The organism is Thermostichus sp. OS-CIW-26 (genome assembly GCF_054058395.1).
In genome coordinates this window covers 114,270-139,008 of the sequence record NZ_JBSSAG010000003.1, presented here as the reverse complement: position 1 = coordinate 139,008, position 24,739 = coordinate 114,270, and the positions used below count along the sequence as shown (strand labels likewise).

General features: G+C 59.1%; 22 protein-coding genes and 1 riboswitch. Of the genes, 9 read left to right on the top strand and 13 right to left on the bottom strand.

Going from position 1 to position 24,739, the window contains the following annotated elements; all coding sequences use genetic code 11:
• Nucleotides 1-2: 2 nt before the first annotated feature.
• The 3 genes from ACVW0C_RS02615 to hmpF form a co-directional block, all read right to left on the bottom strand.
• Nucleotides 3-1,004 carry a beta-ketoacyl-ACP synthase III gene (locus ACVW0C_RS02615; RefSeq protein WP_457384240.1) on the bottom strand — a complete coding sequence of 334 codons (1,002 nt, stop codon included), beginning with the start codon at nt 1,002-1,004 and terminating at the stop codon, nt 3-5.
• Nucleotides 991-2,115, bottom strand: coding sequence for a phosphate acyltransferase PlsX (plsX, locus tag ACVW0C_RS02610; protein WP_457384239.1), 1,125 nt, complete (start codon nt 2,113-2,115; stop codon nt 991-993). Before plsX ends, ACVW0C_RS02615 begins: the two co-directional genes overlap by 14 nt.
• Before the next feature lie 208 nt (nt 2,116-2,323).
• Nucleotides 2,324-4,051, bottom strand: a complete 1,728-nt coding sequence (gene hmpF / locus ACVW0C_RS02605) for a pilus motility taxis protein HmpF (RefSeq protein WP_457384238.1) — start codon at nt 4,049-4,051, stop codon at nt 2,324-2,326.
• Nucleotides 4,052-4,314: 263 nt separating this feature from the next.
• Between hmpF and trpC the strand changes: the two genes are divergently transcribed.
• The 7 genes from trpC to ACVW0C_RS02570 all read left to right on the top strand — a co-directional run bounded on the left by trpC (nt 4,315) and on the right by ACVW0C_RS02570 (nt 11,852).
• Nucleotides 4,315-5,235, top strand: coding sequence for an indole-3-glycerol phosphate synthase TrpC (gene trpC / locus ACVW0C_RS02600; RefSeq protein ID WP_457384237.1), 921 nt, complete (start codon nt 4,315-4,317; stop codon nt 5,233-5,235).
• A gap of 96 nt (nt 5,236-5,331) precedes the next feature.
• Complete coding sequence (locus ACVW0C_RS02595) at nt 5,332-6,525, top strand: RNA-guided endonuclease InsQ/TnpB family protein (RefSeq protein ID WP_457384274.1); 1,194 nt, start codon at nt 5,332-5,334, stop codon at nt 6,523-6,525.
• 71 nt (nt 6,526-6,596) lie between these two features.
• Nucleotides 6,597-6,836: a DUF5340 domain-containing protein gene (locus ACVW0C_RS02590; protein WP_041436722.1), complete on the top strand. Its 240-nt coding sequence runs from the start codon at nt 6,597-6,599 to the stop codon at nt 6,834-6,836.
• A gap of 59 nt (nt 6,837-6,895) precedes the next feature.
• Complete coding sequence (locus ACVW0C_RS02585) at nt 6,896-7,090, top strand: heavy-metal-associated domain-containing protein (protein WP_099884728.1); 195 nt, start codon at nt 6,896-6,898, stop codon at nt 7,088-7,090.
• A gap of 112 nt (nt 7,091-7,202) precedes the next feature.
• Nucleotides 7,203-9,518: a heavy metal translocating P-type ATPase gene (locus ACVW0C_RS02580; RefSeq protein WP_457384236.1), complete on the top strand. Its 2,316-nt coding sequence runs from the start codon at nt 7,203-7,205 to the stop codon at nt 9,516-9,518.
• 127 nt (nt 9,519-9,645) lie between these two features.
• Nucleotides 9,646-9,781: riboswitch (cobalamin riboswitch) on the top strand.
• Nucleotides 9,782-9,811: 30 nt separating this feature from the next.
• Entirely contained in the window at nt 9,812-10,855 is a 1,044-nt protein-coding gene (locus tag ACVW0C_RS02575; protein WP_457384235.1) for a sirohydrochlorin chelatase, read from the top strand.
• 97 nt (nt 10,856-10,952) lie between these two features.
• Nucleotides 10,953-11,852, top strand: a complete 900-nt coding sequence (locus ACVW0C_RS02570) for a hypothetical protein (RefSeq protein ID WP_457384234.1) — start codon at nt 10,953-10,955, stop codon at nt 11,850-11,852.
• Here the strand turns inward: ACVW0C_RS02570 and ACVW0C_RS02565 are convergent.
• Genes ACVW0C_RS02565 through obgE form a run of 4 tightly spaced genes read right to left on the bottom strand, consistent with a single transcriptional unit; the run spans nt 11,849 to nt 14,732 of the window.
• Nucleotides 11,849-12,466 (bottom strand): PAP/fibrillin family protein, encoded by a 618-nt coding sequence (locus tag ACVW0C_RS02565; protein ID WP_457384233.1) that lies wholly within the window; start codon nt 12,464-12,466, stop codon nt 11,849-11,851. The genes ACVW0C_RS02570 and ACVW0C_RS02565 overlap by 4 nt on opposite strands.
• A gap of 55 nt (nt 12,467-12,521) precedes the next feature.
• Entirely contained in the window at nt 12,522-13,235 is a 714-nt protein-coding gene (locus ACVW0C_RS02560) for an L-threonylcarbamoyladenylate synthase (protein ID WP_414389115.1), read from the bottom strand.
• An 18-nt stretch (nt 13,236-13,253) separates the two neighbouring features.
• A complete protein-coding gene (locus tag ACVW0C_RS02555) occupies nt 13,254-13,628 on the bottom strand; it encodes a hypothetical protein (protein ID WP_457384232.1) in 375 nt (124 codons plus the stop codon).
• 39 nt (nt 13,629-13,667) lie between these two features.
• Nucleotides 13,668-14,732 (bottom strand): GTPase ObgE, encoded by a 1,065-nt coding sequence (gene obgE, locus ACVW0C_RS02550; RefSeq protein ID WP_457384231.1) that lies wholly within the window; start codon nt 14,730-14,732, stop codon nt 13,668-13,670.
• A 195-nt stretch (nt 14,733-14,927) separates the two neighbouring features.
• Between obgE and ACVW0C_RS02545 the strand changes: the two genes are divergently transcribed.
• Nucleotides 14,928-15,896, top strand: coding sequence for a 30S ribosomal protein S1 (locus tag ACVW0C_RS02545; protein WP_011433921.1), 969 nt, complete (start codon nt 14,928-14,930; stop codon nt 15,894-15,896).
• 210 nt (nt 15,897-16,106) lie between these two features.
• On the opposite strand, the gene ACVW0C_RS02540 is transcribed toward ACVW0C_RS02545, so the two are convergent.
• From ACVW0C_RS02540 to ACVW0C_RS02530, 3 genes are all read right to left on the bottom strand, one after another.
• On the bottom strand, nt 16,107-16,979 hold the full coding sequence (locus ACVW0C_RS02540) for a hypothetical protein (protein ID WP_457384230.1): 873 nt from the start codon (nt 16,977-16,979) through the stop codon (nt 16,107-16,109).
• A 54-nt stretch (nt 16,980-17,033) separates the two neighbouring features.
• Nucleotides 17,034-18,002, bottom strand: a complete 969-nt coding sequence (locus ACVW0C_RS02535) for a CobW family GTP-binding protein (protein WP_457384229.1) — start codon at nt 18,000-18,002, stop codon at nt 17,034-17,036.
• 173 nt (nt 18,003-18,175) lie between these two features.
• Complete coding sequence (locus tag ACVW0C_RS02530; RefSeq protein WP_457384228.1) at nt 18,176-18,622, bottom strand: VOC family protein; 447 nt, start codon at nt 18,620-18,622, stop codon at nt 18,176-18,178.
• Between the two features lie 199 nt (nt 18,623-18,821).
• Here ACVW0C_RS02530 and topA point away from each other — a divergent pair, with 199 nt between their 5' ends.
• Complete coding sequence (gene topA, locus ACVW0C_RS02525; RefSeq protein ID WP_457384227.1) at nt 18,822-21,617, top strand: type I DNA topoisomerase; 2,796 nt, start codon at nt 18,822-18,824, stop codon at nt 21,615-21,617.
• 49 nt (nt 21,618-21,666) lie between these two features.
• On the opposite strand, the gene ACVW0C_RS02520 is transcribed toward topA, so the two are convergent.
• The 3 genes from ACVW0C_RS02520 to ACVW0C_RS02510 are packed head-to-tail and all read right to left on the bottom strand — an operon-like array spanning nt 21,667 to nt 24,682.
• Nucleotides 21,667-21,879 carry a hypothetical protein gene (locus ACVW0C_RS02520; RefSeq protein ID WP_414399313.1) on the bottom strand — a complete coding sequence of 71 codons (213 nt, stop codon included), beginning with the start codon at nt 21,877-21,879 and terminating at the stop codon, nt 21,667-21,669.
• Nucleotides 21,880-21,919: 40 nt separating this feature from the next.
• A complete protein-coding gene (locus ACVW0C_RS02515; RefSeq protein WP_457384226.1) occupies nt 21,920-23,074 on the bottom strand; it encodes a SpoIID/LytB domain-containing protein in 1,155 nt (384 codons plus the stop codon).
• 51 nt (nt 23,075-23,125) lie between these two features.
• Complete coding sequence (locus ACVW0C_RS02510) at nt 23,126-24,682, bottom strand: B12-binding domain-containing radical SAM protein (protein ID WP_457384225.1); 1,557 nt, start codon at nt 24,680-24,682, stop codon at nt 23,126-23,128.
• Nucleotides 24,683-24,739 lie beyond the last annotated feature (57 nt).

Here is a 24,739-nt window from a genome sequence, read left to right as displayed (position 1 = left end):
ATTCATTTCCCCCAACGAAACACAATCGCCCCCCAGGTAAGGCCGGCGCCAAAGCCCGCCATCACCCCCAGATCGCCGGCGCCAAAGCGTCCTTGCTCGATCCAAGTGGCCAAGGCAATTGGCACCGAAGCGCCCGAGGTGTTGCCGTAATGCTCTAAGACGCTGGCCACCCGCTGCGGATCCAGCTGCAGGCGCTTGACTACCGCATCGAGAATGCGCTGGTTGGCCTGATGAATAAAATATCCCTGTACTGCTTCCGCCGGGATCCCAGCCCGAAAGAGAGCCTTCTCGATGATCTCCGGCACCGCCTGGACGGCAAACTTGTACACCTCGCGGCCATTCATGGTGATGGGGCAGCAGCGATACTGCCCCACCTGCAGGGATCCCACCAGGGGCTTGGCCTCTGTAGCCATGGACAAGCTGAGTAGCTGGCTGCCACTGCCATCGCTGCGCAGCTCAATGCTGAGGATCCCGCCGGTTTCCCCCGCCTCCAGAACCACTGCCCCAGCCCCATCTCCAAACAAGACACAGGTGGTGCGATCTGCCCAGTCCACCGTGCGGGAGAGCACATCCGCCGCCACCACCAAGGCCCGCCGGTACAGCCCGGTTTGCAAAAACTGCGCTGCCGTGGCCACTGCAAAGACAAAGCCCGTGCAGGCTGCCGTCAGATCAAAAGCCACCGCCCGCGTTGCTCCCAGAGCTGCCTGCACCTGAGGGGCCGAGCCAAACCGATCGACACCGGTGGAAGTGGCCAGCAGGATCAAATCCAGGTCTTGAGGCAAGATCCCGGCCTGAGCCAAAGCGGCCTTGGCTGCCTGGACCGCCAAATCCACCAAGCTCAGCTCAGGGGGCAGAATGCGCCGCTGACGAATGCCGGTGCGGGGCCAGATCCATTCGTCGGAAGTTTCGACGATCTGGCCGAGATCGTCGTTGCTCAGGCAGGGATCCGGCAGGGCAGCCCCTGCACCCACCAGCCGCACGGTCGGGAGGCTATGGCTGGGCATCTTCCACGGGTTCGGGACAGCGGGAGGAAGTCCTTTCCAGGGATCCCAACGGCAACACTTCCGGGCCAGAGCCAGAGTAGACCTGAAGGGGCCGGGTGCGCCGCCTGGGGTTGGATTCAGGTTCGCTAGGGTCAACCATTTCCGCCTGCAGCCGCTGTAGGATTTTCTGTTCTGCCGCCTCTTTGGCCAGGCGAATGGCGTGGTAGACCATCGGCGCCTTGGAGCTGCCGTGGGTAATCACGCAGATGCCGTTGACGCCGAGCAGCAAAGCACCGCCATACTCCACGTAGTCCATGCGCCGCTTTACCTGCTTGAGGTTGGGCCGGAGCAGCCAGCAGCCCAACTTGCCGCGCCAGCCGCGGGGCAGCTCCTCCCGCAGCACCTGGGTGATCACCTGGCCAACACTTTCGGCAAACTTGAGGAGGGCATTGCCCACAAAGCCGTCGCACACCACCACATCAAACTCCCCGGTCAGCACATCCCGCCCCTCGGCATTGCCGGCAAAATGGATCCCTGGCAACTGGGCCAGACGCTGGTGGGTGGCCAGAGCCAAATCATTGCCCTTGTTGGGCTCCTCGCCGATGTTGAGCAGGCCCACCCGCGGACGCTCGACCCCCAGTACGCACTGGCAGTAGAGGGATCCCATGCGGGCAAACTGCTCCAAAAAGCGGGGCCGGCAATCCACATTGGCCCCCACATCCAAAAGCAGCACCGGCTTGCCTTTCAAAGTGGGCAAAAGAGCGCCAATGGCCGGGCGGTCGATCCCTGCCAGCCGGCCCAAATTCAGGTAGGCCGCAGCCATCGCTGCTCCGGTATTCCCGGCGGCCACCACGGCATCCGCTTGGTTGGAGCGCACCTGTTGCATCGAGATGTTGATGGAGGCTTTGGGCTTTTTGCGCACCATCAGCGGCTCTTCCGCCATGCCCACATCCTCTTCGGCAGGCACAATGGTGATCCCAGCAGGCAAGGGTTGGGGCAGAAAGGGCTTGAGGGAATCTGGACGACCGACTAGTGCAATCCCGACCCGGAGCTGCCGATGGGCCAGCAGGGCGCCCTTGATGATCTCTTCGGGAGCGTAGTCACCCCCCATCGCATCGACCGCAATTCGCACAAGCTGACCTCACACTGGAATATCCTTGGCAACTGCAAGCAAGAAGCGGGGCAAAACGCACTAACCTCTGCAGTCCCCTCGCCCGAGAATTGGGAGCCCCAGTGGCTGCAGGGTGCTAGCGAATTTTACCAGATTTGTTTTCCTCAATTAAGGCCGCAGTTCCGCTTGCGCCGGTTCTCCCCACCCTGCATAGGAAACGTGGACTTCCTCACGCCTGCGCGAGGGTAGCCAGGAGAAAGTGTACCTGTTGGACGTGGTCGCATGCGGTGGAGTTTCTGGCTTGGTGTTGGCTCAGCTCCGTCTCCAACTGCGCCAATTCTCCCGCCAACGCTGCCCACCGATCCCGCTCTGGATAGAGGGTGGCCTGCAGGTGATTGAGGCGACCCCAGGTTTCTGCCATGGCCTGGGCGCGCGCCCGCAGGGATCCCTCCTCTTGCTCCAGGTGTTGCCACTGCTGCTCCAATTCCTGCCGTTGGCGGGCGAGCTGCTCCTGCTGAGAAGGCAAGGACGATTCCAGTTGTTGAATGAGGGTTTGCAGACGACCTTTTTCTTGGAGAAGATCCTGCTTCTGGCTGCCGATCTGTTCCAGGAGCGGCCCAATATCGACCTGAACCGGGGCAGCAGCTTGATTTTGCAGCTGTCTAAGGCGGGCTTCCTGGCGGGTCAACTCTTCATACTCTCGCTGCAGGTTTTTTTCCTGAGGCAGCAGGGCTTCTTCCAAAGCACTGCAGGCAGACTGGGCATAGTCGATATCCATCTCGATGTCAAACCGCTCCTCTGGAGAGGCGCTGGCCAGCCGCTCTTGCAGCTCCCGCAGGGTTTGCCGGTTTTGCTCCAGTTCGGCCCGCTGTTGGCTAACCTGGGCCGCCCGCTGCTCGTAATCTCGGCGCAGTTGGCTGACCAAAGCCGCCAGCTCCTCGACCGAGATCGCCGGCTCCCCAGCCCTGCCGTTGCTGCTGCCATCGACGATAAAGTCATACTCCTGCACCAGACGAGAGGCTTTCTGGTATAGGCTCTCTTGAGATTGCAGCTGCTGGAGAATCCTCTGCAGGTGCTCTTGATGGGCTCGCAGGGATCCCTGTCGAGTTTGCCACTCTGCTTGGCTTTGCTCCAGGGATTGTCGGGATCCCCACCAAGCGGTGTGGCGTTCTTGCCAAGCGCGGTAGTCCCGATCCAGCTCGTCTTGCCGGATCTGGGCCTGCTGACGTTCTGCTTCCAGTTGGGCAATCTGTTGATTCAAGTGCTCCTGCTGCTGCTGAATGTGGCTTTTCAAGCTCTGCAGAAGCGCCAAGGGATCCCCAGCCGGATGTAGAGTCTCCTGGAGCTGTTGCATCAAAGCCTGTAGCTGCGCTGCTTCTGCCTCCCCCAAGCGGCTGGAGCGAGCTTCTTGCAACTGGGCTTCCAACTCTTGCCGCTGCCGATTCAGAGCTTCCCGCTGTTCTCCGATCAGGCGCTGTTGTTCAGCTAAGTAAGCTTGCTGGGCTGCCAGTTCCTCTTTGAGGCTGTCCAGGAGTTTGCGATCTTCCTCTACACTCTTGTACTGCTCGTACAGCCGCTGCACCTCTTCTTCTTGAGCTGCTAGCTCCATCTCGCGGCGGGTAAGCTCATGCGCCTGAAAGGTGAGGGACTGTTTCCAAACCTCGATCTCCTCCTCCTGGCTGCGGGCTCTGAGCTGAAGTTGGCTGAAGTTTTGCAGATAGGTCACCAGTTGGCGAGCGGCTTCGCTGATGCGGGCGACCTGACGGTTGCCGGAGATTTCCGCCAGCACCAATGACCCATCCTTGAAGCGCCCAGCCTCCTGGGCGATGCGGCCTTCCAAAGTAATGGATTCTTCGTTCACGGCCACCCAGGTATTGTCCTGCTGCTGCTTGGCCAGCAATTGCAGAGACGACTTGGCAAATCCAATCGGCTTGGATAGCTCTGCTAGGTACAGCACGCCTGAACTCCTCTAAAACAGCATGGACAGCACCAGCCTTGACCCCACCGAGCCACTGCCCCTGGCCGGGGAAAAATGGACGGCCGCCAGAACATGGCTCGCCGAGGCGCATAAAGACTACACCACCTTTCTAGACTCAACCATAGGGTAAAAAAAACGCCTTCGCCAGATGAGTTTTGGGGATGCCTGGGGTAGCTATTCAAACCGGTGGCGGAGCACTAAAGTAGTCTAGGGTGTGGTGTAGGGTTCTGCTCAGGGTTTGTATGGAGCTGCAAGGTGAGCCGCTTTCTATTCGTCGGCGTTCTCCTGCCCCGCCGGTGGTCGTAGCCTCTCAGGTGTACCAGACAACAGCGCCGGAAGCCAAACCGCGCCACATTTTGGAAGCGATCGTCTGGCATAAAGAGCAGGAGGTGGAGCGGCAACGGGAGCAGCTTCCCCTCAAGGAATTGCAGCGGCAACTGGATCAAGCCCCGCCGGTGCGGGATTTTGTGGCGGCCCTCACCCAGTCGCCTCACCCTATCTCTGTGATTGCCGAGGTCAAAAAAGCCTCCCCCAGCCGCGGCGTTCTCCGGGATCCCTTTGACCCGGTAGCCATTGCCCAGAGCTATGAAGCCGGTGGGGCCAGTTGCCTCTCGGTGCTCACAGATGAGCGGTTCTTTCAGGGCAGCGGCGAGTATCTGCGCCGGATCCGCCAGGCGGTAGGGATCCCCATCCTCTGCAAGGAGTTCATTCTCTACCCCTACCAAATCCTCTGGGCCCGCAGCCTGGGGGCAGATGCGGTGCTGCTGATTGCCGCCATTCTCTCCGATGCGGATTTGGGCTATTTTCTCAAGCTGGTTCGGCAATTGGGCATGGCAGCTCTGCTGGAGGTGCACACTTCCCAAGAGTTGCAGCGGGTGTTGCGTTTGCCCCAACTGCAAGAGTCCAGAGGGCAGGTGCTCATTGGCATCAACAATCGGGATCTGAGAACCTTTGCGGTGGACTTGAACACAACGCGCGACCTGTTGGCCGCCCACTCGGATCTCCTCGGCGAGCTGCCCATTGTCAGCGAGTCCGGCATCCATACCCCTGCCGATCTGCAGCAGTTGCGGGCCTGGGGGGTGCGCTCTGTGCTGGTGGGGGAAGCGCTGGTGAGACAGCCGGATCCCGGCCAAGCTGTGCGCCACCTGTTGTCATCTCAGTGACCTGTTGTCATCTCAGCTAGAAATCGCAGGAGCCCCGCACTGTACCCGTAGGGTCAGTGCCGGGAGGAATGCGCTTTGATGAAGTACAATGAACTTATGAGCCAAGTCCTGACCGTCTCCTGTAAGCTCAAGGCGTCCCAGTCGCAAGCCGCCAAATTGGACGCGACGATGGATGCCTTTGTGCAGGCACTGAACTGGGTCAACCAGAACACGCCGGAGAAGATCGTCAACGCGGTCAAACTGCAATCCCTTTGCTACTACGAGATTCGAGCTCGGTTCGGCTTGTCCAGTAACTTGGCTCAACAGGTGTGCAGACGGGTGGCAGGCGCTCGCAAAGTGGCGAGACAGCGCAACCGTCCAGTTAAAGAGTTCAAGCGTAGGTTCGTTACCTACGATGCACGTATCTTCTCATTTCGCGAGAAAGACTGGACGGTGTCGCTGACCACGGTGGAGGGGCGAGAGCGCTTTGAACTAGCCATTGGCAACTACCAGAGGGGAATGCTGGCTGGTTCTAACCCCAAATCGGCCACCCTAGTCCAGCGGAAGGATGGCTCCTACTACATCCAGATTTGCGTAGAGAAAAAGCCACCCAAGCAACAAGATACCGACAAGGTGATCGGGGTGGACTTGGGGAGGACAGATATTGCCCATACGTCAGAGGGTGATAACTGGAATGGACAGCAGTTGAACCGAGTCCGCGACCACTACTCCAAGCTGAGGGCGGCACTCCAACGCAAAGCCAGTAAGGGCACCCGCAGTTCGCGGCGCAGATGCAGAGAACTGTTGCAACGGCTGTCTGGCAAGGAGAGACGCTTTCAGGCGTGGGTCAATCATCGCATCTCCAAAGCTATTGTCTCTAGGGCAAAGGCTACCAACAGCGCTATTGCCCTGGAAGACCTGACAGGGATCCGGGAAAGGGTCAATCAACAGCCACGCAGCAAAACCGAAAGGCGCAGGGCCAACAGTTGGGCGTTCTACCAACTACGTCAGTTTCTGGAGTACAAGGCGAGGGTTGCAGGGGTTTCTCTGATTCTTGTGCCGCCCGCCTACACGTCGCAGACCTGCCACCGGTGTTTGCACATTCATCCCGACCCTGCGCAATCCTATCGCAGTGGCAAGTCGTTTAAGTGTGGGCACTGTGGATGGGAAGGGGATGCGGACTTGAATGGTGCGAATGTGATTGCGCTTTTGGGGGCTGCTGTAAACCAGCCTAGAGGTTCGTGGTTGGCTTGCCAACTGCAGGGCTACCGAAAGCCTGCCCTGTACTGCGAAGCAGTCAGGGTCGGGTAGTTTACTGAATGAAAACCATTTATCAATGGATCTCTGCGAGAACAATGGATCTCTAAGGATTGCTTGGATCGATGAAACGTATTCCTGTGCCGGCTCATATCCACTACGAATTTCTGCTGCGGGTGTTGGAGCGGCAAACCTTTCCGGCAGTAGAGGAACAGGATTTCGGCAACCGAGGCCGCACGCAAGAGCTGATCAACTCCCTGCGCAAAGCCCTCACCCAACAGGTGCAACTGGAGGAAGAGTGGCGACAGCGGGGCTATCAGGTGGACTACCGCTGGAATATGGACGAGCCTCAGCCTCCCTCTTGACCTTCCAGCCCACTGTAAGGTTTAGCATCCTTTCAGTGGCATTGGGGGGGGTTTCCAAGATGCAGGTTGTTTTGACGGTGCCCAAGCTGGCCTGTGGGGCCTGTATAGACACCATTGCGCAAGCGGTGCGGCAACTGGATCCCCAGGCGCAGGTGGAAGGGGATCCCAAAACCAAACAGGTGCGGATTACTTCTGAGCGGTCTGTGAGCGATTTGCGGCAGGCCCTCACCCAGGTGGGATATCCCCCGGCCTAGTCAATTTTGGGCCGGGAACGGTCGGGCGTCTGTTTTGAATTTCTGTACAGATGGCTGCCTTCGCCCTGCCCAGGGTGGAGAGTAGCTGTCGTTTCATCAACAAGGTGTTGCCATGTCTGCCCATAAAGGGTCATCGGGTGCACTATCGGCCTCTGCGCCTTCTCCTGAGGGCACTTGGCAGTTGGCCCTGCAAGGGATGAGCTGTGCCTCCTGCGCCCGCAGCATCGAACAGGCCCTCGCTCAGGTGCAGGGGGTGTCCCACGGATCAGTGAATTTTGCCAGCGAGCAGGCCACCGTCAAAGGGGATCCCAGGCTGGTGGATCCGCAGGCGTTGATTCGGGCGGTGGAGCGGGTGGGGTATCGGGCGCGCCTCATCCAAGAGGATTGGCAGCTGGACGATCTGTCGGATCCAGAGCGGATCGCCCAACGGGCCGCAGAACGGGAATTGAAGCTGAAGGTGGCGATGGGGGTGGGCATCAGCACGGTGCTGGTGATCGGATCCCTGCCGATGATGCTGGGGATGGACATCCCGGGCTTTCCCATGTGGCTGCACAATCCTGGGTTGCAGTTGCTGCTGACGGCTCCGGTGCAGTTTTGGGTGGGCAAGCATTTTTATCGAGGCGCTTGGGCCGCTTGGCAACGGCGCTCGGCGGATATGAACACGCTGGTGGCCTTAGGGACGAGCGCGGCTTTCTTCTATTCCATTTTCCCAACGGTTTTCCCCGACTCTTTCCATCGGCAGGGACTGCATCCCGATGTGTATTACGAAGTGTCGGCGGTGGTCACCACCTTGATCCTGGTGGGTAAGTGGATGGAGCAACGGGCCAAAAGGCAAACCTCTGAGGCCATTCGCAAGCTGATCGGGCTGCAACCGAAAACGGCAAGGGTAATTCGCCAGGGGGTGGAGCAGGATATTCCGATTCGGGAAGTGCAGGTGGGGGATCGGATCCGGGTGCGCCCCGGCGAGAAGGTGCCGGTGGATGGGGTAATCCTAGAGGGATCCTCCAGCCTCGACGAGTCGATGGTGACCGGCGAGAGCCTGCCTGTTGTCAAATCGGCGGGGGATGAGGTGATTGGGGCAACGCTGAATCGGACGGGCAGCTTTGTGATGGAAGCGCGGCGGGTGGGCAAAGACACAGTTCTGGCCCAGATCGTGCGCTTGGTGCAGGAAGCTCAGGGATCCAAAGCTCCGATTCAACAGTTGGCGGATCGGGTGACTGCCTGGTTTGTGCCGGCAGTGATCGGGGTGGCAGTTCTAACTTTTGTGCTCTGGTGGGTGCTGGCCGATAACCCGACACTGGCCTTGGTGAACACGATTGGGGTGCTGATCATCGCCTGCCCTTGTGCGCTGGGGTTGGCAACCCCCACCTCGATCCTGGTGGCCACGGGACGAGGGGCAGAATTGGGGATCCTGGTGAAAAGTGCCGACAGCCTGGAATTGGCCCACGACTTGCGCACGGTGGTCTTGGACAAAACCGGCACCCTGACCGAAGGTCGCCCTACCGTCACCGATATTTGGGCTAATGGCTCCTCTCCCCTGACGGTGTTGCGCCTGGCAGCGGCAGTAGAGCGGCACTCGGAACACCCTTTGGCCCAGGCGGTGGTGCAGAAAGCCGAAGCCGAAAAAATTGCCATCCCTCCTGCCCAGCATTTTCAGGCAAGGATAGGCAGTGGGGCAGAAGCCTGGGTGGAAGACCAGTGGATCCGCATCGGTCGGCTGAGCTGGCTACAGGAGATGGGGATCCCCTGGGATCCCTCTTGGTCAGAGCGGGTTCAGAATTGGGAAAGCCAGGGCAAAACGGTGATCGGCGTAGCCCAATCCCAGAGCCTGTTGGGGCTGTTGGCCATTGCCGATCCGCTCAAACCCACCTCTCCTGAGGCAGTGCAACAGCTGCAACAGATGGGTCTAGAGGTGATCCTGCTAACCGGGGATAACCCCACCACGGCCCAAGCGGTTGCTCGGCAAGCAGGCATTCAGCGGGTAATTGCCCAAGTCCGTCCGGATCAGAAGGCCGCTTACATACGCAGCCTAAGACAACCGCGACGGCGGGTGGCGATGGTGGGAGATGGCATTAACGATGCTCCGGCTCTGGCAGAAGCGGATGTGGGGATCGCCATCGGTACGGGTACGGATGTGGCGATGGCCGCCAGCGATATTACCCTCATGTCGGGAGATCTGCGGGGAGTCGCCACTGCCATTCAACTCAGCCGGGCCACCCTCAACAACATCCGCCAGAACCTCTTCTTCGCCTTTATCTACAATACGCTGGGGATCCCGATTGCCGCTGGGGCGCTCTATCCCTTTACAGGCTGGTTGCTCAACCCTATGCTGGCGGGGGCAGCCATGGCCCTGAGTTCCATTTCGGTGGTCGCCAATGCCCTGCGCCTGCGACACTTTCAGCCCCCCAGACCAGCGGGCCGGCGTTAGGCCCTCTCCCAGGGGCAAGGGGGATTAGCGCGGCAACAGTTTTGCTGCCCTTTGAGCATGAGTCTGCCGTACCGCTCATGCCTCAGGGCTATCTTCTGGCAGGCAAGAACATCCCCCCCGGGAGCTTGGTGAACGACAAGCGGCAAGCTAACCTAAAAGGCTCAGGCAGACTGGGGAAAGCGCGGTGCAAGTCCGCCACTGTGACGCAACTGTGATGGGATCCCTCCCTCAGCCAGAACACCCACCTGCCGTTGTCCTGTACCCCTTGCGATTCACAAGGAACGGAGTTTTTTGTGTTGAATACCCTCAGTGTTTCCCCTCCGCTTGCGGTTGGGCAGTCTCCTGTTGTCCCCCTGCCCCTGTTGCTCATCGGCCACGGATCCCGCGACCCTGAAGGGCGGCAAGCCTTTCTGGAGCTGGCCCAAGTCTACCAAGCTCTCACCCCCCATCGACCGGTGATCCCTTGTTTTCTGGAGCTGACCCAGCCAACCATTGCCCAGGGGGTAGAGCAGTGCTTGGCCCAAGGGTGGCAGGAGATCGTGGCCCTGCCGCTGTTGCTGTTTGGGGCCCGCCACAACAAGTTCGATGTGACGATGGAACTGGATCGCCTGCAGGCCCTCTATCCCCAGTTGCGCATTCGTTACGGTGGGCCGCTGGGGATCCGCATCGAGATCCTGCAACTGCTGCGAGACCGATTGGCCGCTTTGATGGCCGCCCAACCGCAGCGGATCCCAGAAGCAGAAACCGTGCTCCTATTTGTGGGTCGCGGCTCCAGCGATCCTGAGGCCAATGCCGAAGCCTGTAAACTGGCCCGATTGCTTTGGGAAGGATCCGGGTTTGCCGCTGTGGAGACCTGCTTTATCGGCATTACCCATCCCCGCCTGCCCGTGGGATTGGAGCGGGCCTTGTCCTGGCATCCGCGCCGGGTGATCGTGCTGCCCTACTTTCTGTTTACCGGAGTGCTGGTGAAAAAAATTGAGGCGGCAGTGGAACAACAACGACAACGACAGCCGGAAATCGACTGGCTGATGCTGCCGGAATTGGGCCTTGTGGATACGGTGCTGCACAGCCTGCAGCAACTGGAGCAGGAAGCCCTACAGGGCCAAACCCCGATGAACTGCCACCTGTGCAAGTTTCGCCTGGCCGTGAGCGCAGAGGTTGGAGCTGGATCCAGCCATCACCACCCTCACGAGCCTCATGACCACCATCACGGGCACGGATCCCATCACCACCCTCATTCTCACCCTCACCACGACCACGGCCACACCCACGCAGCGGCTGGGGATCCCTGGGCCCAATTAGAGGGCTACCACCAACGGGCATGGCAGGTGCCCTAAGAGGGAAACAGAGGCTGCTGGCGGGATAAACTGAGTGCAGACAGGCCATTTTTGAACCTGGTTTTCCCGCTCTAGCGGTTGTGATGACGAAAAAACGATGATGCTCTCCCGCTCCTCTTGGGTTTCAGGTGCCGCTGCCGCGGGGAGCGGGATCTTTGTTTTCGCCCTGGTGGTGGGGCTGCTGGATCAGATCCTGCCCACCCTGCCCAAGGTTTCCCTCTCCCTGGCCGGGATCCCTGGGATCCTGGCTGCCGCTGGGGCCTCCTATGGGGCCTGGCGGGTGGTTCAAATGGGTCTGCAATCGGCTTCCTGGAGCGACTTTCGAGAATCGCTGGTGGCGACCCTATCTCCCTTTGATCCTGCCGACCACGGCGGCGAGCCACGACAACCTAAGGGGGATCCTCGCCCTTGGCAGGTGGCTCAGGAGATCCGGCAAACCCAGCTCCGCCATCAAAAGATCCTTGACCGCATCAAGCAGCGGGTGAAAGCCGAAATCCAGACCTGTGAACGCGCCCAAGCCCAACTGCGCAGCGAGCAGCAACGGTCTCGAGTCCTGCAGGCCCAAGCCCAACAGTTACAACAGCATCTGCAAAACCTACAAACATCTTCCCCTTCTCCAAGCTCCGAGTCGACCAAACCCGCGCCAGAGCAAGCGCTGCGCCAAAAGCTCCGCCAACTTCAATCCCAGGTCACCACCCTGAAAATAGAATTGGAACGCCAAAGGACCCAACTGCAACACGCAGAAGCAGAGCGGGCTCAACTCCAGCAGCAGCAGCAAAAACTCAAGCGCATCCTGCAGCGCAAAAAATTGGAAAATCGAGAGTTGCGCTCCCAACAGGCAGAATGGGCCCGGCAACTGGAGCAAACTCAACAGGAGCTGCAAACTTTGCGAGAGTCCTACCGCGCCTTGCAAGTTCTACAGGAAATAAGCTTCACCCTAACCCAAAACCCATCTCACGAAAGGGCGGAAACGGAGTCCTCTGGATCCTCCGACTAGCCGACCCGCTTTAGAACAAATACACTCCCCTCGCTGCCCCGACCCAGCCGCAAGTCTTCATCCAAATAGGTGATATCCAGCCAACCCGTTGGCTCGCAGCGGCGAATATCGATTTGAATAGCCGGGATCCGCTCCGGAGCCCGCTCGAGCAAATCGAGAAAACTCTCGATCTCGTAGCTCATCAAAGCTTGGGATCCGAGCACCAATCGCTCGAAAATCACCCTCACCCGGCGCTCAGATTCGGGGTAAAAGCGTGCCGATACCGCCAAGATTCCCCGTGGCACCCAAGCCCCCAGCCAGCCGGATCCCTGGATCTCCGCCACGTTGAAGACCCGTCCAGCCTTGGCCCGAATACACTGGTAGATCTCGCCGGTGGTCAAAAAAGGCAACTGTGCCAGCCGCAGCAGAGCTGTGCTCGTGGTAAATAGGGTGAGCCAGTTCCCCTCCAACCCTTCAGGAGCCGATGTTGGCTTGGGGGTGGGGTTGAGCGCTTCTAGGACGGCAATTTGAGACAAAATCTGGGCTTTTTGGTCAGGGGAAACTTTCCGGCCCCGGTCGGTCGCCTCCAGTAGGTGCAGCAGAGCCGATTTTTGCTGAGCCAGGGCCTCAGACATGGGCACACTCCGAAGGCACTGACCCTATTTTAGAGAACGCGGGATCCCTCTGCCCTTAACCGTCTTCTCCCACCAGTTTCAGGTTCAGATCTGCCACCTGCTCATACCCTAGCCCGGCCCGCACCACCAGCGGCTCGGATCCCGTCAAGTCAATTACCGTAGAGACCTTGGCCCGACGGGGGGCATCGTCATCCAGCACCAGATCCACCTGTTTTTCCAACTGCCGCATCTCTTCAGCCGCAAAGATCCCACCCTCATCCCAGGGGTCGCTCTCCCACTCCCAGGCTTGCCCAGAACTTAAGTCCAGGGATCCGACGGGATCCCCCCCCAGCTTGGCAGAGGTGGAGACAATTGGATTGCCCAACTCTTCCAGCAAAGCCTGACAAATGGCCGAGTCGGGCACGCGGATGCCGGTGGTTTTCCGTTTGGGCTCCATCACCAACTTGGGCACCAGCTTGGTGGCCGGCAACAGAAACGTAAACGGGCCCGGGATCAGCCGCCGCATCAGCCGATAGGCCGAATCGGTTACCTGGGCATAGTGGGCAATGCGTGAGAGAGAAGGGCACAAAAAGGTAAGAGGCTTGTCGTTGGAGAGCTGCTTGATACGGCGTACCCGCTCCACTGCTTGTTTGTGGGTCACATCGCAGCCAATGGCATAGACTGTATCGGTGGGGTAAAGCATCACCGCCCCCTCCCGCAAAGCCGCCGCAATCCGCCGGATGGAACGGGCCTGGGGCTGTTGCGGATGCAGCTTAAAGTACTCGGCCATCGGGCAGATGGGAAGAGGTCAAGACTGGGAGCAGCTACCCCCCAGGGGGTTTTCCACAAGAGGGCGGGGGGTCGGTGGCACCGACACCGGCAGGGATCCCTGAGATTCGGGCCAGTCCTTCAGTTGTTGCATCAGGGCTTGGATGTGCAGACGGGGCAGATAGGGCCAGTCGCCGGCTTCTTCCAAATCCTGAAGCACCCGATACAGAGCTTGACGGGTATTGGGCAAAGACTCCCGAAAGGCACCTTCCAGGATCGCGCGGTGCAACTCCTCCAGCAGCCGCAGGAGCATCAGCAGCTCCACACACGCTCCCGCCCTCGCCTGGGCCGCCTGTTCAACAGCCAACATGATCTGACGCAAATCCGGTGGCAGATCCTCCGCCGAGATATACATAGCCACTCGTCTCTGGGTTCTGGGAAGGCAGGGGCTTTCCTATTCTAAGATTCTTCCGCCGTGGGACTGGATGGATTTTGCCCCCACAAGATCCAACTGCGCAGGCTGTTGGGATCCCCGACCCAGGCACTGCCACACCCGCTGCAAGAGGGGATCCAGCCCCTGCTTGGCAATTGCAGAAATGGCCACTACGGAAGTGCCGGCAGCGGCAGACAGCCTCTGGGTGCGCTCGGCAACCTGCTGGGGATCCAGAACATCGATCTTGTTTAAAACCAGAATTTGCGGTTTGTCGATCAGCCCGTGGCCATAGGCGTGTAGCTCCTGCTGAATGATCTGGTAATCCCTGACGGGATCTGCCGCCGTGCCATCCACCAAATGAATCAGTACCCTGGTGCGCTCCACATGGCGCAAAAACTCGTGGCCCAGCCCCACCCCCAAGTGCGCCCCCTCGATCAGCCCCGGGATATCGGCAAACACCACCCCATCTCCCGATGGATGGGGCACCACTCCCAAATTGGGCTGCAGCGTGGTGAAGGGGTAGTCGGCAATCTTGGGCCGGGCAGAGGAGACCACCGAAATCAGAGTGGACTTGCCCGCATTGGGCAGGCCGACAATGCCCACCTCGGCAATCAACTTCAGCTCCAGGCGCAGGCGCACCCGTTCTCCCGCTTCGCCCTTGGTGAATTGGCGGGGGGCGCGATTGTGGTTGCTCAAAAAATGGGCATTGCCTAAGCCGCCTTTGCCCCCACGGGCTACCAGCAATTGATCCCCCTTGCCCACCAGATCGCCCAACAATTCCCCCGTCTCCGCATTGAACACCACAGTACCGCAGGGCACCCGCACCAGCCGATCCGCACCACTGGCCCCGCTGCGATGGTTGGGCCCCCCTTTGGCCCCGTGTTCCGCTTTGATCACCGGTTGAAAGCGAAAATCCAACAGAGTTTGCAGGCCAGGATCTGCCACCAGGATCACTGAGCCGCCCCGCCCTCCATTGCCGCCGGATGGCCCCCCAGCCGGCACATACTTTTCACGGCGGAAGGCAACGATGCCATCTCCGCCATTCCCCCCTTGCACTTCAATTTCGGCTTGGTCGATAAAGTGCAATTGCTCTTCCTCCGAATCTTCTATCTTTCAGCTTGGCAAGATGCCGGGAAACTTGCCACAAAAGACGCTCCTCTAAGCTACGATGGTATTTCCCAGCCACATCCTCCCCAGGTGGGAAAGTGGAAGTGGGATCCTGCCAAACTCGATTGGCCTTCTACCCTTTATCCCGCGCAACTGATCTGTTACTGCACCCCTATGAGTCGATTCACTGCTGCCGATGTAGGTTTTACCACTGAAGACTTTGCCGCCCTTCTGGATAAGTACGACTATCACTTCAGCCCTGGCGAAATTGTGGCGGGTACAGTATTCTCGGTGGAGCCACGCGGTGCTTTGATCGATATTGGGGCCAAAACGGCTGCCTTTCTGCCGCTCCAGGAGATGTCGATTAGCCGCCTGGAAGACCCGCACGAGATGCTGCAGCCGGGAGAAACCCGCGAGTTTTTTATCCTCACCGAAGAAAACGAAGAGGGACAGCTGACCCTCTCCATCCGCCGCATCGAGTACATGCGGGCCTGGGAACGGGTACGGCAGCTCCAGAAAGAAGATGCCACCGTTCGCTCAACTATTTTTGCCACCAACCGAGGTGGAGCCCTGGTGCGGATTGAGGGGCTGCGGGGCTTTATCCCCGGATCCCACATCAGCACCCGCAAGCCAAAAGAAGAGCTGGTGGGCGAAGAGCTGCCCCTGAAGTTTTTAGAGGTGGACGAAGACCGCAACCGCTTGGTGTTGAGCCATCGCCGCGCCTTGGTGGAGCGGAAGATGAACAAGCTGGAAGTGGGCGAGGTGGTGGTCGGCACGGTGCGGGGCATCAAGCCCTATGGTGCCTTCATCGATATTGGCGGCGTCTCCGGCCTGCTGCACATTTCCGAGATCTCCCACGATCATGTTGACACGCCCCACAGCGTCTTCAACGTCAACGACGAAGTGAAGGTGATGATCATCGATCTAGATGCGGAGCGGGGGCGGATCTCGCTGTCCACCAAGCAACTGGAGCCCAATCCCGGCGACATGATTCGGGATCCCAAGCTGGTTTACGAGAAGGCTGAGGAAATGGCAGCCAAGTACCGTGAGCAACTGCTGGCCGCTAAGCAAGGACAAGCGGCAGAGGCCCCACCGGAAGTGGTGGAAGAGGAGCTGGAATACGCGGCGACGGCTGTGGAATGAGGGCAAGCTTGGCGCCATCTCTGCCTGCGATGAGACTGAGGTTAGGAGCCTTCAGCTCCGTTGGCGTGGGTGGCTCGTGGGAGCGGGGCAGCCCAGGCTCCTAGGGAGACGGGTACTGCTGCTGTGGCGAAGTAGGCCGACGGCGCTCACGCAGGGCTGCAAACCTGCGCAAGTAACGGGAATCCCCCGCTCCTGAGCTTGAGGAGCTGGTCAAAGACTGTAGATCTGCCCATCCATGAGCAGATGGGTGATGCCTTTCTTTTGCAGTTGGGTGCGCACAATCTCCAGGATGTAGCCGGGAAACTGGATCACCCGGTAGGGCGGGTAGGTGTTGCTGCCCCGACGGCTCATTTCGGAAAAGCGACGGGCCACCTTGTGGTTGTCGAAAATGGGCAGCGTATTGGCGTTGTCGATCCCTTCGATGGGCAGGGATCCCGAGCCAAAGAATTCCTTAAGGGGGCGGGTGGTCAGTTCTTGGTAGCGGTCAACAACGACATAGCAGGTTTCCGGTAGGGTGAGCTCTTCCAGGGGTAATACCTGAATTTGATAGCTGGGATCGGTGAGGGGATCCTCTTCTGGCCCATCTTCATCTTCTAAGGGATAGTCAGGGTCGTCCTCATCCTCGTCTTCGAGGTCACGGTCTTCTTCGGTCTCTTCCTCCACATCCTCCAGATCTTCCCGAAGCCCAGCCGCCAACGGCAGTTCTTCTGGGGGCAGTTCTGGCAGAGACTCCGTCCCAGCAGTGTTATCCTCGCCTTCCTCGTTTGCGTTCGGCTCTGCGGGGGGCTCCGGCAAGGGAGATGGAGAAGGCAACTCCGGTTCCAGCGGCAAGATCTGCTGCTCCAAGGCTGGGATCCCGCCAACAACAGCTTTTTCCCCCATGTCTTTGCGGCGGGCAGCCGAGCGTTTGAGATAGATCAACCGCTGATACTCATCGGCAGCGATATTTTCCTTCAACACGCGGGTGATGGTGGTGATGCTCACCTGAAATTGCTCCGCCAATTCGACGGCGGTCGCTGCCGAGCCGCGGTAGGCGCTAACAATTTGCTGTTGTTCTTGCTCTGAAAGTTTGCTGCGAGCCATCCCAGGTCACCCAATCTAGAAATTGAAAGAAATAGGCAGTGGTGAAGAGGATCTCTAGCCAGCGGCGGTTGCCCCGCACACCCGGCTGAGGCCGGCAGCTAGCTGCTCCCGCTCCAGCCCCTTGCCGATCAACACAATTTTGGACAGGCGGGGCTCATCGGGATCCCAGTCCCGTTCCAGAAAAAGGGTTTGCCGCTGGCCCACTTGATGGAAGATAACCCGCTGCGGCTCATCCAGAACCGACAGCACCCCCTTGGCGCGAAAAACGGTCTCGGACAAGTCTTGTAGCCAATCGCGAAAGGCCCCCAAATCCAGCGGCTGCTGCAGTTGAAAGCTCACCGATTGGATCCCGTCTTCCTCGAGGTGATGGCTATGGTGGGCCTCAGTCTCTGCATTGGGGAGCCTGGGATCCCACAATTCCGGACGAAAGGCATGCACATCCAAGATGCGGGCCAAGGGCACCTGGGCATGGGTGGTGAGCAGGCAAGGGGCATCGGGGTTGTAGCGGCGCAGATCGAGAAGGATCCGCTCTCGTTCGGCTTCGCCGATTAAGTCCACCTTGTTGAGCAACACAATGTCGGCACTGCTGATCTGGTGGGCAGCAGTTTGCGAGCGCCGGAAATTCTGCCAGTATTCGGCCCCATCCACCAACGTCACCACGCCATCCAGGCGCAACTCCTCATGAAAAGTCCTCTGCACAAATAGCTCGGTCACCTGCCTGGGATCCGCCACGCCGCTGGTTTCCACCACCAGATAGTCCAACGCCTGGGCATGCTGGAGCAGCTGGCGGGCCGCCCGTTCAAAATCCTCTCGCACCGTGCAGCAGAGGCAACCATTGTTGAGCTGCATCAGCCCCCCCTCGGGCATGTTGACCAACTCGCCATCGATGGAAATCTCGCCAAACTCGTTGAGGATAACCCCAATGCGCAACCCATGCTCCTCTTCCAAGATGCGCTTGAGCAGCGTGGTTTTGCCACTGCCCAAAAAACCTGTCAAAATCGTCACCGGAAGCTGAGCTTTCATATCAGGTGAGGCTGAACTGACAAGCGGCCAACAAACCCTTCTCTCAAGTTCCCCAGAAGCTCTACTAGCTTAGCTTTAGGGTTGGCTCTCCAGGATCTGGACAAGGGGGAACGACCGCTCCCACCCAAATTAGATCCTCTAACCCATCAACTAGTTATCCAACTATTTATTTATTAATTAATGTCCTCTGGGCGTTGGGGCAGACTCTCTCCTGAGGATCCCTGGGGACGAATGAGCTCGATCGGCAGGCCATCGGGATCGGCGATGAACGCCACTTCATAGACCTGGCCCCCAATTTGCTGGAGCTGGGGCGGCAGCAGCAGGGTAAGGGGCACTTGCGCTCGCAAATGTTCTAGGTAGTTGGCCAGGGATCCCCATTCGGGGCCCACCTCGAAAGCGGGGTGATAGTAGCCCACATAGTGGGGATCCCCAAAGGGATCCGGGGCAGGCCGGGGCTCCGGCACCTGCATCAGCTCTAAGCGCCCCCAGGGGCCGCGCATCCAGCAGGCCAACGTGATCCCGGCAGTAAAACGTTCTTCTACCGCAAAGCCCAACCCCTCGTAAAAGGCGATGGAGCGGAAGATATCGGCGGTGCGAATGGAAAAATGGTGTAGTTTCATCGTCCTGCAAAGCAGCCAGATGGGGCCAGACCGCTCGGATCATCGCCGATGACGGCTGGTCAAGCGCAGGTAGACTTGCTACGCTCCAGAAAAGTAGGCTGTCTATCTTACTTAAGCACCTCTTGCAGTGTATGCTGGCCCGCCCAATCCTTGGGGCGGGAAATGCGACAACCTAAGCCGATTGCTGCCAACCTCAATTATGCCTAAGCTGGTCATTGTCGAATCTCCCACCAAAGCCCGTACCATCCGTGGGTTCTTGCCTGCGGGGTATGAGGTTCAGGCCTCGATGGGACATGTGCGGGATCTTCCCGATTCGGCATCTGAAATTCCAGAAGAATTGAAAGGAGAAGAGTGGAGCCGCCTGGGGGTCAATGTCCACGCCGACTTCGAGCCCCTCTACGTCATCCCCAAGGACAAAAGAAAGGTGGTCAAGGAGCTGAAGGAAGCGCTCAAGAAGGCGGACGAGCTGATCCTGGCCACCGACGAAGACCGCGAAGGGGAAAGCATTAGCTGGCACTTGCAGCAGGTGCTGCAACCCAAAGTGCCCACCCGCCGCATGGTGTTCCACGAGATTACCCGCGAGGCCATTCAGGAGGCGCTGCAAAACTGCCGTGAGGTGGATGAACAACTGGTGCGTGCCCAGGAGACCCGCCGCATCTTGGATCGCCTGGTGGGCTATACCCTGTCGCCGCTGCTGTGGAAAAAAATTGCCCCCAAACTCTCGGCAGGGCGGGTGCAGTCGGTGGCGGTCAAGCTTTTGGTGGATCGAGAGCGGGAGCGGCGCGCCTTCAGAAAAGCCTCCTACTGGGATCTCAAAGCGGAGCTGCAGCCCAAAACGACCGTCGCCGGCCAGCAGGCTGTCTTTCCAGCAGAGCTGGTGAGCTTGGGTGGCAAACGCCTGGCCAATGGGCAAGACTTCGATCCCAGCACCGGCCAGCTCATTGCCGGGCGGGATGTGGTGTTGTTGGATCAGGCCCAGGCCGAGGCCCTGCGGGATCGCTTGCTGGGAAAAGCCTGGATCGTCAGCTCTGTGGAAGAGCGCCCCTCCACCCGCAAACCTGCCCCTCCCTTTACCACCTCCACCCTGCAGCAGGAGGCCAACCGCAAGCTGCACCTGTCGGCCCAGCAGACGATGCGCATTGCCCAAAAGCTCTACGAAGAGGGCTACATCACCTACATGCGCACCGATTCGGTCCACCTGTCGGAGCAGGCCATCCGCGCTGCCCGCGCCTGCGTGGAGTCGATGTACGGCAGAGAATATCTCAGCCCCGAGCCCCGTCAGTACACCACCAAAACCAAAGGGGCGCAAGAAGCCCACGAGGCCATTCGTCCTGCTGGATCAGAGTTTCGCCTGCCCAGCCAAACCCCCCTCTCCGGCCAGGAGCTGGCCCTCTACGACCTGATCTGGAAGCGCACCGTCGCCAGCCAAATGGCTGAGGCGCGGCAGACCCACACCATCGTACTCATCGCCGTAGACGATGCGGTGTTCCGGGCCAGCGGCAAGCGCATCGATTTTCCCGGCTTTTTCCGCGCCTATGTGGAGGGATCCGACGACCCAGAGGCGGCTTTGGAAGATCGGGAGGTGCATCTGCCCCTGTTGCGGCAGGGGGATCCCCTCCGCTGCCGGAAGCTGGAACCCGTTGCCCACGAAACCCAGCCCCCGGCCCGATATACGGAAGCCTCCTTGGTCAAGGTGTTGGAAAGTGAGGGTATTGGCCGCCCCAGCACCTACGCCACCATCTTGAATACGATCATGAGCCGTGGCTACGTCAGGTCGATGGGGAATGCCCTCGTGCCCACCTACACAGCTTTTGCAGTCACCGAGCTGCTGGAAAAATACTTTCCCAACCTGGTGAATACCCGCTTCACCGCCGAGATGGAGCAAACGCTGGACGACATCGCTTCTGGACAGGCGGAGTGGTTGCCCTATCTGCGCCATTTCTTCTTGGGCGAGCAGGGTCTCGAGGGACAGGTGAAGGCGCGCGAGCTGGAAATTGATTCCGGCCTGGCCCGCTCCATCCATCTGGAGAACCTGCCTGTCAAGATCGGCATTGGCCCCTATGGCCCCTATGTGGCGGTCGAAACCGAGTCCGGAGAGGTGCGCGCCAACTTGCCGGAGGATATTCCCCCCGCCGATCTGAGCCCAGAACACATTGCGGAGCTAATCCAGCGGAAGCAAGAAGGCCCCAAGCCCATTGCCTTTCACCCGGAAACCCAGGAGCCAATCTATGTGATCCCGCAGGGCCCCTACGGCCCCTATGTGCAATTGGGAGAAGTTTCTGAGGACAACAAAAAACCCAAGCGCACCTCCCTGCCCAAAGGGCTGAAACCGGATCAGGTTACGCCAGAGATCGCCTTGGGGTTGCTGAGCTTGCCCCGCACCTTGGGGGAACACCCGGAATCGGGGAAAAAAGTGCAGGCCGGCATTGGCCGCTTCGGCCCCTACGTGGTCTGCGATGGCGATTTTCGCTCTCTGCCCGCCGATGAGGATGTGCTGACCATCAGCCTGGAGCGGGCGCTGGAGCTGCTGGCCCAGCCCAAGAAAAGCCGTGGGCGCGCCTCGGCCAAGCCGCTGCGGGAGCTGGGATCCCATCCTGAGGATGGTGAGCCGGTCACTCTGCACGACGGCCCCTACGGGCTGTATGTCAAACATGGCAAGGTCAATGCCTCTTTGCCCAAAGGGATCCCTGCCGAAGCGGTTACCCTGGAAATGGCTCTGCAGGTGCTGGCCGAAAAGGAAGGCTCTTCTGCAGAGGTCAAGGGGAAAAGCCGCTCGACCGGCAAAGCGGGCTCCTCGGTCAGTAAAACCCAAGCCAAAACTGCCTCCAGCAGCCCTACAGCCCAGCAGGCCGGAAATGCTGTGCCGCAGAAGCGGCGTAAAGCGCAAACCACTTCCACTGGCAGCGGGATGGCCAAAGAGCCGCAAGCGAATGGGTCAGCTCAGGTTGGATCCCGTCCCACCATTGTGAAGATCACCCCCAAAGCCCCCGCCTGAGGTCAGCTTCTTGGGGTGCGATGGCCCAAGGTCGCCTGCTCAAGGTGGCTCAGGGATCGGCTATGTAGCAGCTTTGCTGACGAAACAACTGCTCCAAGGGCCACAAGCAGCGGCCACAGCGGCTTCCCGATTGGCAATGCACCCGCATCGCTTCTGCAAACGGCAAGGGATCCTGCTGCTGGCGCTTGAGAATCTGGGCATGTTCCAGCTCGCTGCAGTAGCAGTAGGCAGGATGGCGACGATGGGAATGCGCAAGAGACACAGGAGTATTGAAGTCGGGATCAACAACCTTCAGCTCAACGTTATGTTATCACCTGGGTGCCGGGGAAGTAGTGATTGAGGATTTGCGGCGCTGTGTAGCCCTGCTCGGCCAAGCCGCGGGATCCCCACTGACACAGTCCCACCCCATGCCCGGCTCCGCGATAGGTAAAAAGGTACACTTCCTGCTGGCCGGCCTTTGGCTGGAGACGTTCCCACGTGAAGCGGTTGCTGGGGAGGATCCCCCAACCCAGGGTTTGGCCAAGGCGCAGCACAAACTCTTGGCCAGTCAACAGTTGGGATCCAACGCGAATGCGCACAGGGCGACCCCAGGGATCCGACTGCACAATCTCCAGATCGCCGTTGCCCAAGGCTTGCTCCAACTCCCGTCGGCTGAGCCGGACGCTGTGAGGGCCATAGAAGGGAGAGGCGCGACACCCGTCACAGATCACCCCTTGTAGGTAGGGGCGGGCGGGTGGGGCAAAAATATCCTGATTGGCGCTGGTGTGACCGCCGCAGGTGGAGTGAAACAGAACCTCTATCGGCTGGCCGGCATGGGTTAGGATCTGCCCTCGGGTTGCCTGCACCGCAGCAGTGGTCGCCGCCGTTTCATAGGCCAGGCCACCATAAAACTGGTGGGCGGTGGAATCCTGCAATAGCCTTATCGAGGTAGAGGGCCATTCTCTTCTGGGGCCGGGGTGCAGATGGGGAATGGCCAAAGTGCGGGCCAAGATGGCTTGCGCCTGCAAGGCGGCGGCTGGCCAATCGGCAGGCATTTCGCTGGGCACCAAAGCCAGCAGATAGTCTTCCAACTTCACCCAATTCACCAGATGCAGGCGACCTAAACCCTTGGGACGAATCTGTACCCAGCCCCGATAGCGACGCTCCTCCCCTGCGAGGGAGCGCAGAGCTCCCCCCTGTAGCCAAAGGGATCCCTGGTAGCGACGAGGCTGTCCCGGCCCGGTCAGAAGGAGCTCTTGGCGGCGCACCTGTAACTTCCAGGTGCCTGTTGGAAAAGGCTGCTGATTTAAAACAAAAGGGCCCATCAGCTCCAACTCGACCAAGGGATCCGCACTCCAGCGGCTGAACAGCTCCACGGCCAGCCAATCTCCGCGCCCGGACGTTTGGGCCTGCCGAGAGCCTCCCCAAACAGCCCACAGGGATCCCAGCACCATCGCCCCCAACTGTCGTCGCCGCATAGGCCCCATCCGGGCATCCTCTATCGATAGACCATTCCCCCAGAAATACTGTCAAGATGAGCTGGCCAGCAAAGGATCGTATCCCAGTTGCTGGGTAAGCCGGGCGCGGGCCAATTCCCGATATTCCCAAAAGTGTTCTCCTGCAGCGCAGAGGCCCAAATATAGGTTCAGCAGGCTCGGTTTCTGTCGCCAAATCGTCCATAGCTGCCGCCAAAATTGGGCGCGAATTTCAGGGTGAAGGATCCCTTGCCGCCAGATGAGTTGTAGAAGCAGGTGGATCCCTTTGCGAAGGGGCAGCTTCATCATTTGCCGCCGGCCATCTTTGATGCCGATATTCAGGCATTGTTGCAGGCAGCGAGATAAATATCGCGCAGGATCATACAATTTCCAAAAACTTTCCAGATACTCTCGGGCAATCTCCGATAGAGAACGGGTGGGAATAAAGTTCATCAGTGTATTTTGATCGCCAAACTCAGTCACGCCGATCCCTTCCAGCAACCGTTCCTCTTTCTTCAAGCGATTCCAGAGCTGTGTGTTTGGCAAAGCCTGTAAAATGCCCAGCATTGGCTGAGGAATACCGGTTTGCTCGACAAAAGCCTGAATGCGCTCCCCTGCTCCTGGCCGCTCTCCATCAAAGCCCAGAATAAACCCAGCATAGATCAGCAGTCCAGCCTCGTTGATCTTGCGACAGGCTTCCACCAAAGGGTGACGGGTATTTTGTAGCTTTTGAGTCATCTGTAAGCTGTCTTGGTCTGGAGTCTCAATGCCCAAAAAGACAGCATAGAAACCCGCCTCTACCATTAACCTCATCAGTTCTTCATCTTCGGCCAGGTTAACCGAAGCCTCTGTCATAAAGGTAAATGGGTAATTGCGCTCCTGGCTCCAAGGGATCAGCTCTCGCAAAAATCGCTTGACGTTGCGCTGATTGCCGATAAAGTTGTCGTCTACCACAAATACCGAACCCCGCCAACCCAAGTCATAGAGAGCTTGCAGCTCGGCTAGCATTTGACTTGGCTCTTTGGTTCTCGGCTTGCGTCCGTAAAGAGAGATGATATCGCAAAACTCACAATTAAAGGGGCAACCTCGCGAAAATTGGACTGACATCATGAAGTATTGATCCATGGGCAGCAGATCAAACCTTGGCAAAGGACTTTGGGTTACATCCGGTTTTTCCGCAGCCCAAAAAATGCCCGACTCTTGCCCAGCTTCTAGAGCCTTGACAAAGGCCGGTATGGTCACTTCCCCTTCATCCAAAACCAAATAGTGAGCACCAGATTCCAGGGCATCCTGTGGCACAGAAGTTGGATAGGGTCCGCCCACCGCTACTTTTTTGCCCAACTGCACCGCTTTGCGAATGAGGGCGTGGAAATCCTGCTTCTGCACCAACATGGCTGACAAGATCACCAGATCGCACCACTGCCAATCGGCTTCTGTTTCATCAGCTACATTGCGATCCACAAAGCGAATCTCCCAGTGTTGGGGCAGCAAAGCAGCAACGGTGATCAAGCCCAGAGGTGGCATTAGCGCTTTTAGTCCCACCATCTCGATGGTGCGATTGTAAGACCAGAATGATTGAGGAAAACGCGGATAGAGCAGCAACGCCTTCATACCAACCAGCTCCTGAGTTGCAGATCGACCAACTTGATCCCCTACTGGTTTCCTATC

What these genes read in the sequence shown, in the direction of transcription:
- ACVW0C_RS02615 (WP_457384240.1), bottom strand. Translation starts at nt 1,004, where the DNA reads ATGCCCAGCCATAGCCTCCCGACCGTGCGGCTGGTGGGTGCAGGGGCT.
- trpC (WP_457384237.1), top strand. Translation starts at nt 4,315, where the DNA reads ATGGAGCTGCAAGGTGAGCCGCTTTCTATTCGTCGGCGTTCTCCTGCC.
- ACVW0C_RS02595 (WP_457384274.1), top strand. Translation starts at nt 5,332, where the DNA reads ATGAGCCAAGTCCTGACCGTCTCCTGTAAGCTCAAGGCGTCCCAGTCG.
- ACVW0C_RS02590 (WP_041436722.1), top strand. Translation starts at nt 6,597, where the DNA reads ATGAAACGTATTCCTGTGCCGGCTCATATCCACTACGAATTTCTGCTG.
- ACVW0C_RS02585 (WP_099884728.1), top strand. Translation starts at nt 6,896, where the DNA reads ATGCAGGTTGTTTTGACGGTGCCCAAGCTGGCCTGTGGGGCCTGTATA.
- ACVW0C_RS02580 (WP_457384236.1), top strand. Translation starts at nt 7,203, where the DNA reads ATGTCTGCCCATAAAGGGTCATCGGGTGCACTATCGGCCTCTGCGCCT.
- ACVW0C_RS02570 (WP_457384234.1), top strand. Translation starts at nt 10,953, where the DNA reads ATGATGCTCTCCCGCTCCTCTTGGGTTTCAGGTGCCGCTGCCGCGGGG.
- ACVW0C_RS02565 (WP_457384233.1), bottom strand. Translation starts at nt 12,466, where the DNA reads ATGTCTGAGGCCCTGGCTCAGCAAAAATCGGCTCTGCTGCACCTACTG.
- ACVW0C_RS02560 (WP_414389115.1), bottom strand. Translation starts at nt 13,235, where the DNA reads ATGGCCGAGTACTTTAAGCTGCATCCGCAACAGCCCCAGGCCCGTTCC.
- ACVW0C_RS02555 (WP_457384232.1), bottom strand. Translation starts at nt 13,628, where the DNA reads ATGTATATCTCGGCGGAGGATCTGCCACCGGATTTGCGTCAGATCATG.
- ACVW0C_RS02545 (WP_011433921.1), top strand. Translation starts at nt 14,928, where the DNA reads ATGAGTCGATTCACTGCTGCCGATGTAGGTTTTACCACTGAAGACTTT.
- ACVW0C_RS02540 (WP_457384230.1), bottom strand. Translation starts at nt 16,979, where the DNA reads ATGGCTCGCAGCAAACTTTCAGAGCAAGAACAACAGCAAATTGTTAGC.
- ACVW0C_RS02535 (WP_457384229.1), bottom strand. Translation starts at nt 18,002, where the DNA reads ATGAAAGCTCAGCTTCCGGTGACGATTTTGACAGGTTTTTTGGGCAGT.
- ACVW0C_RS02530 (WP_457384228.1), bottom strand. Translation starts at nt 18,622, where the DNA reads ATGAAACTACACCATTTTTCCATTCGCACCGCCGATATCTTCCGCTCC.
- topA (WP_457384227.1), top strand. Translation starts at nt 18,822, where the DNA reads ATGCCTAAGCTGGTCATTGTCGAATCTCCCACCAAAGCCCGTACCATC.
- ACVW0C_RS02515 (WP_457384226.1), bottom strand. Translation starts at nt 23,074, where the DNA reads ATGCGGCGACGACAGTTGGGGGCGATGGTGCTGGGATCCCTGTGGGCT.
- ACVW0C_RS02510 (WP_457384225.1), bottom strand. Translation starts at nt 24,682, where the DNA reads ATGAAGGCGTTGCTGCTCTATCCGCGTTTTCCTCAATCATTCTGGTCT.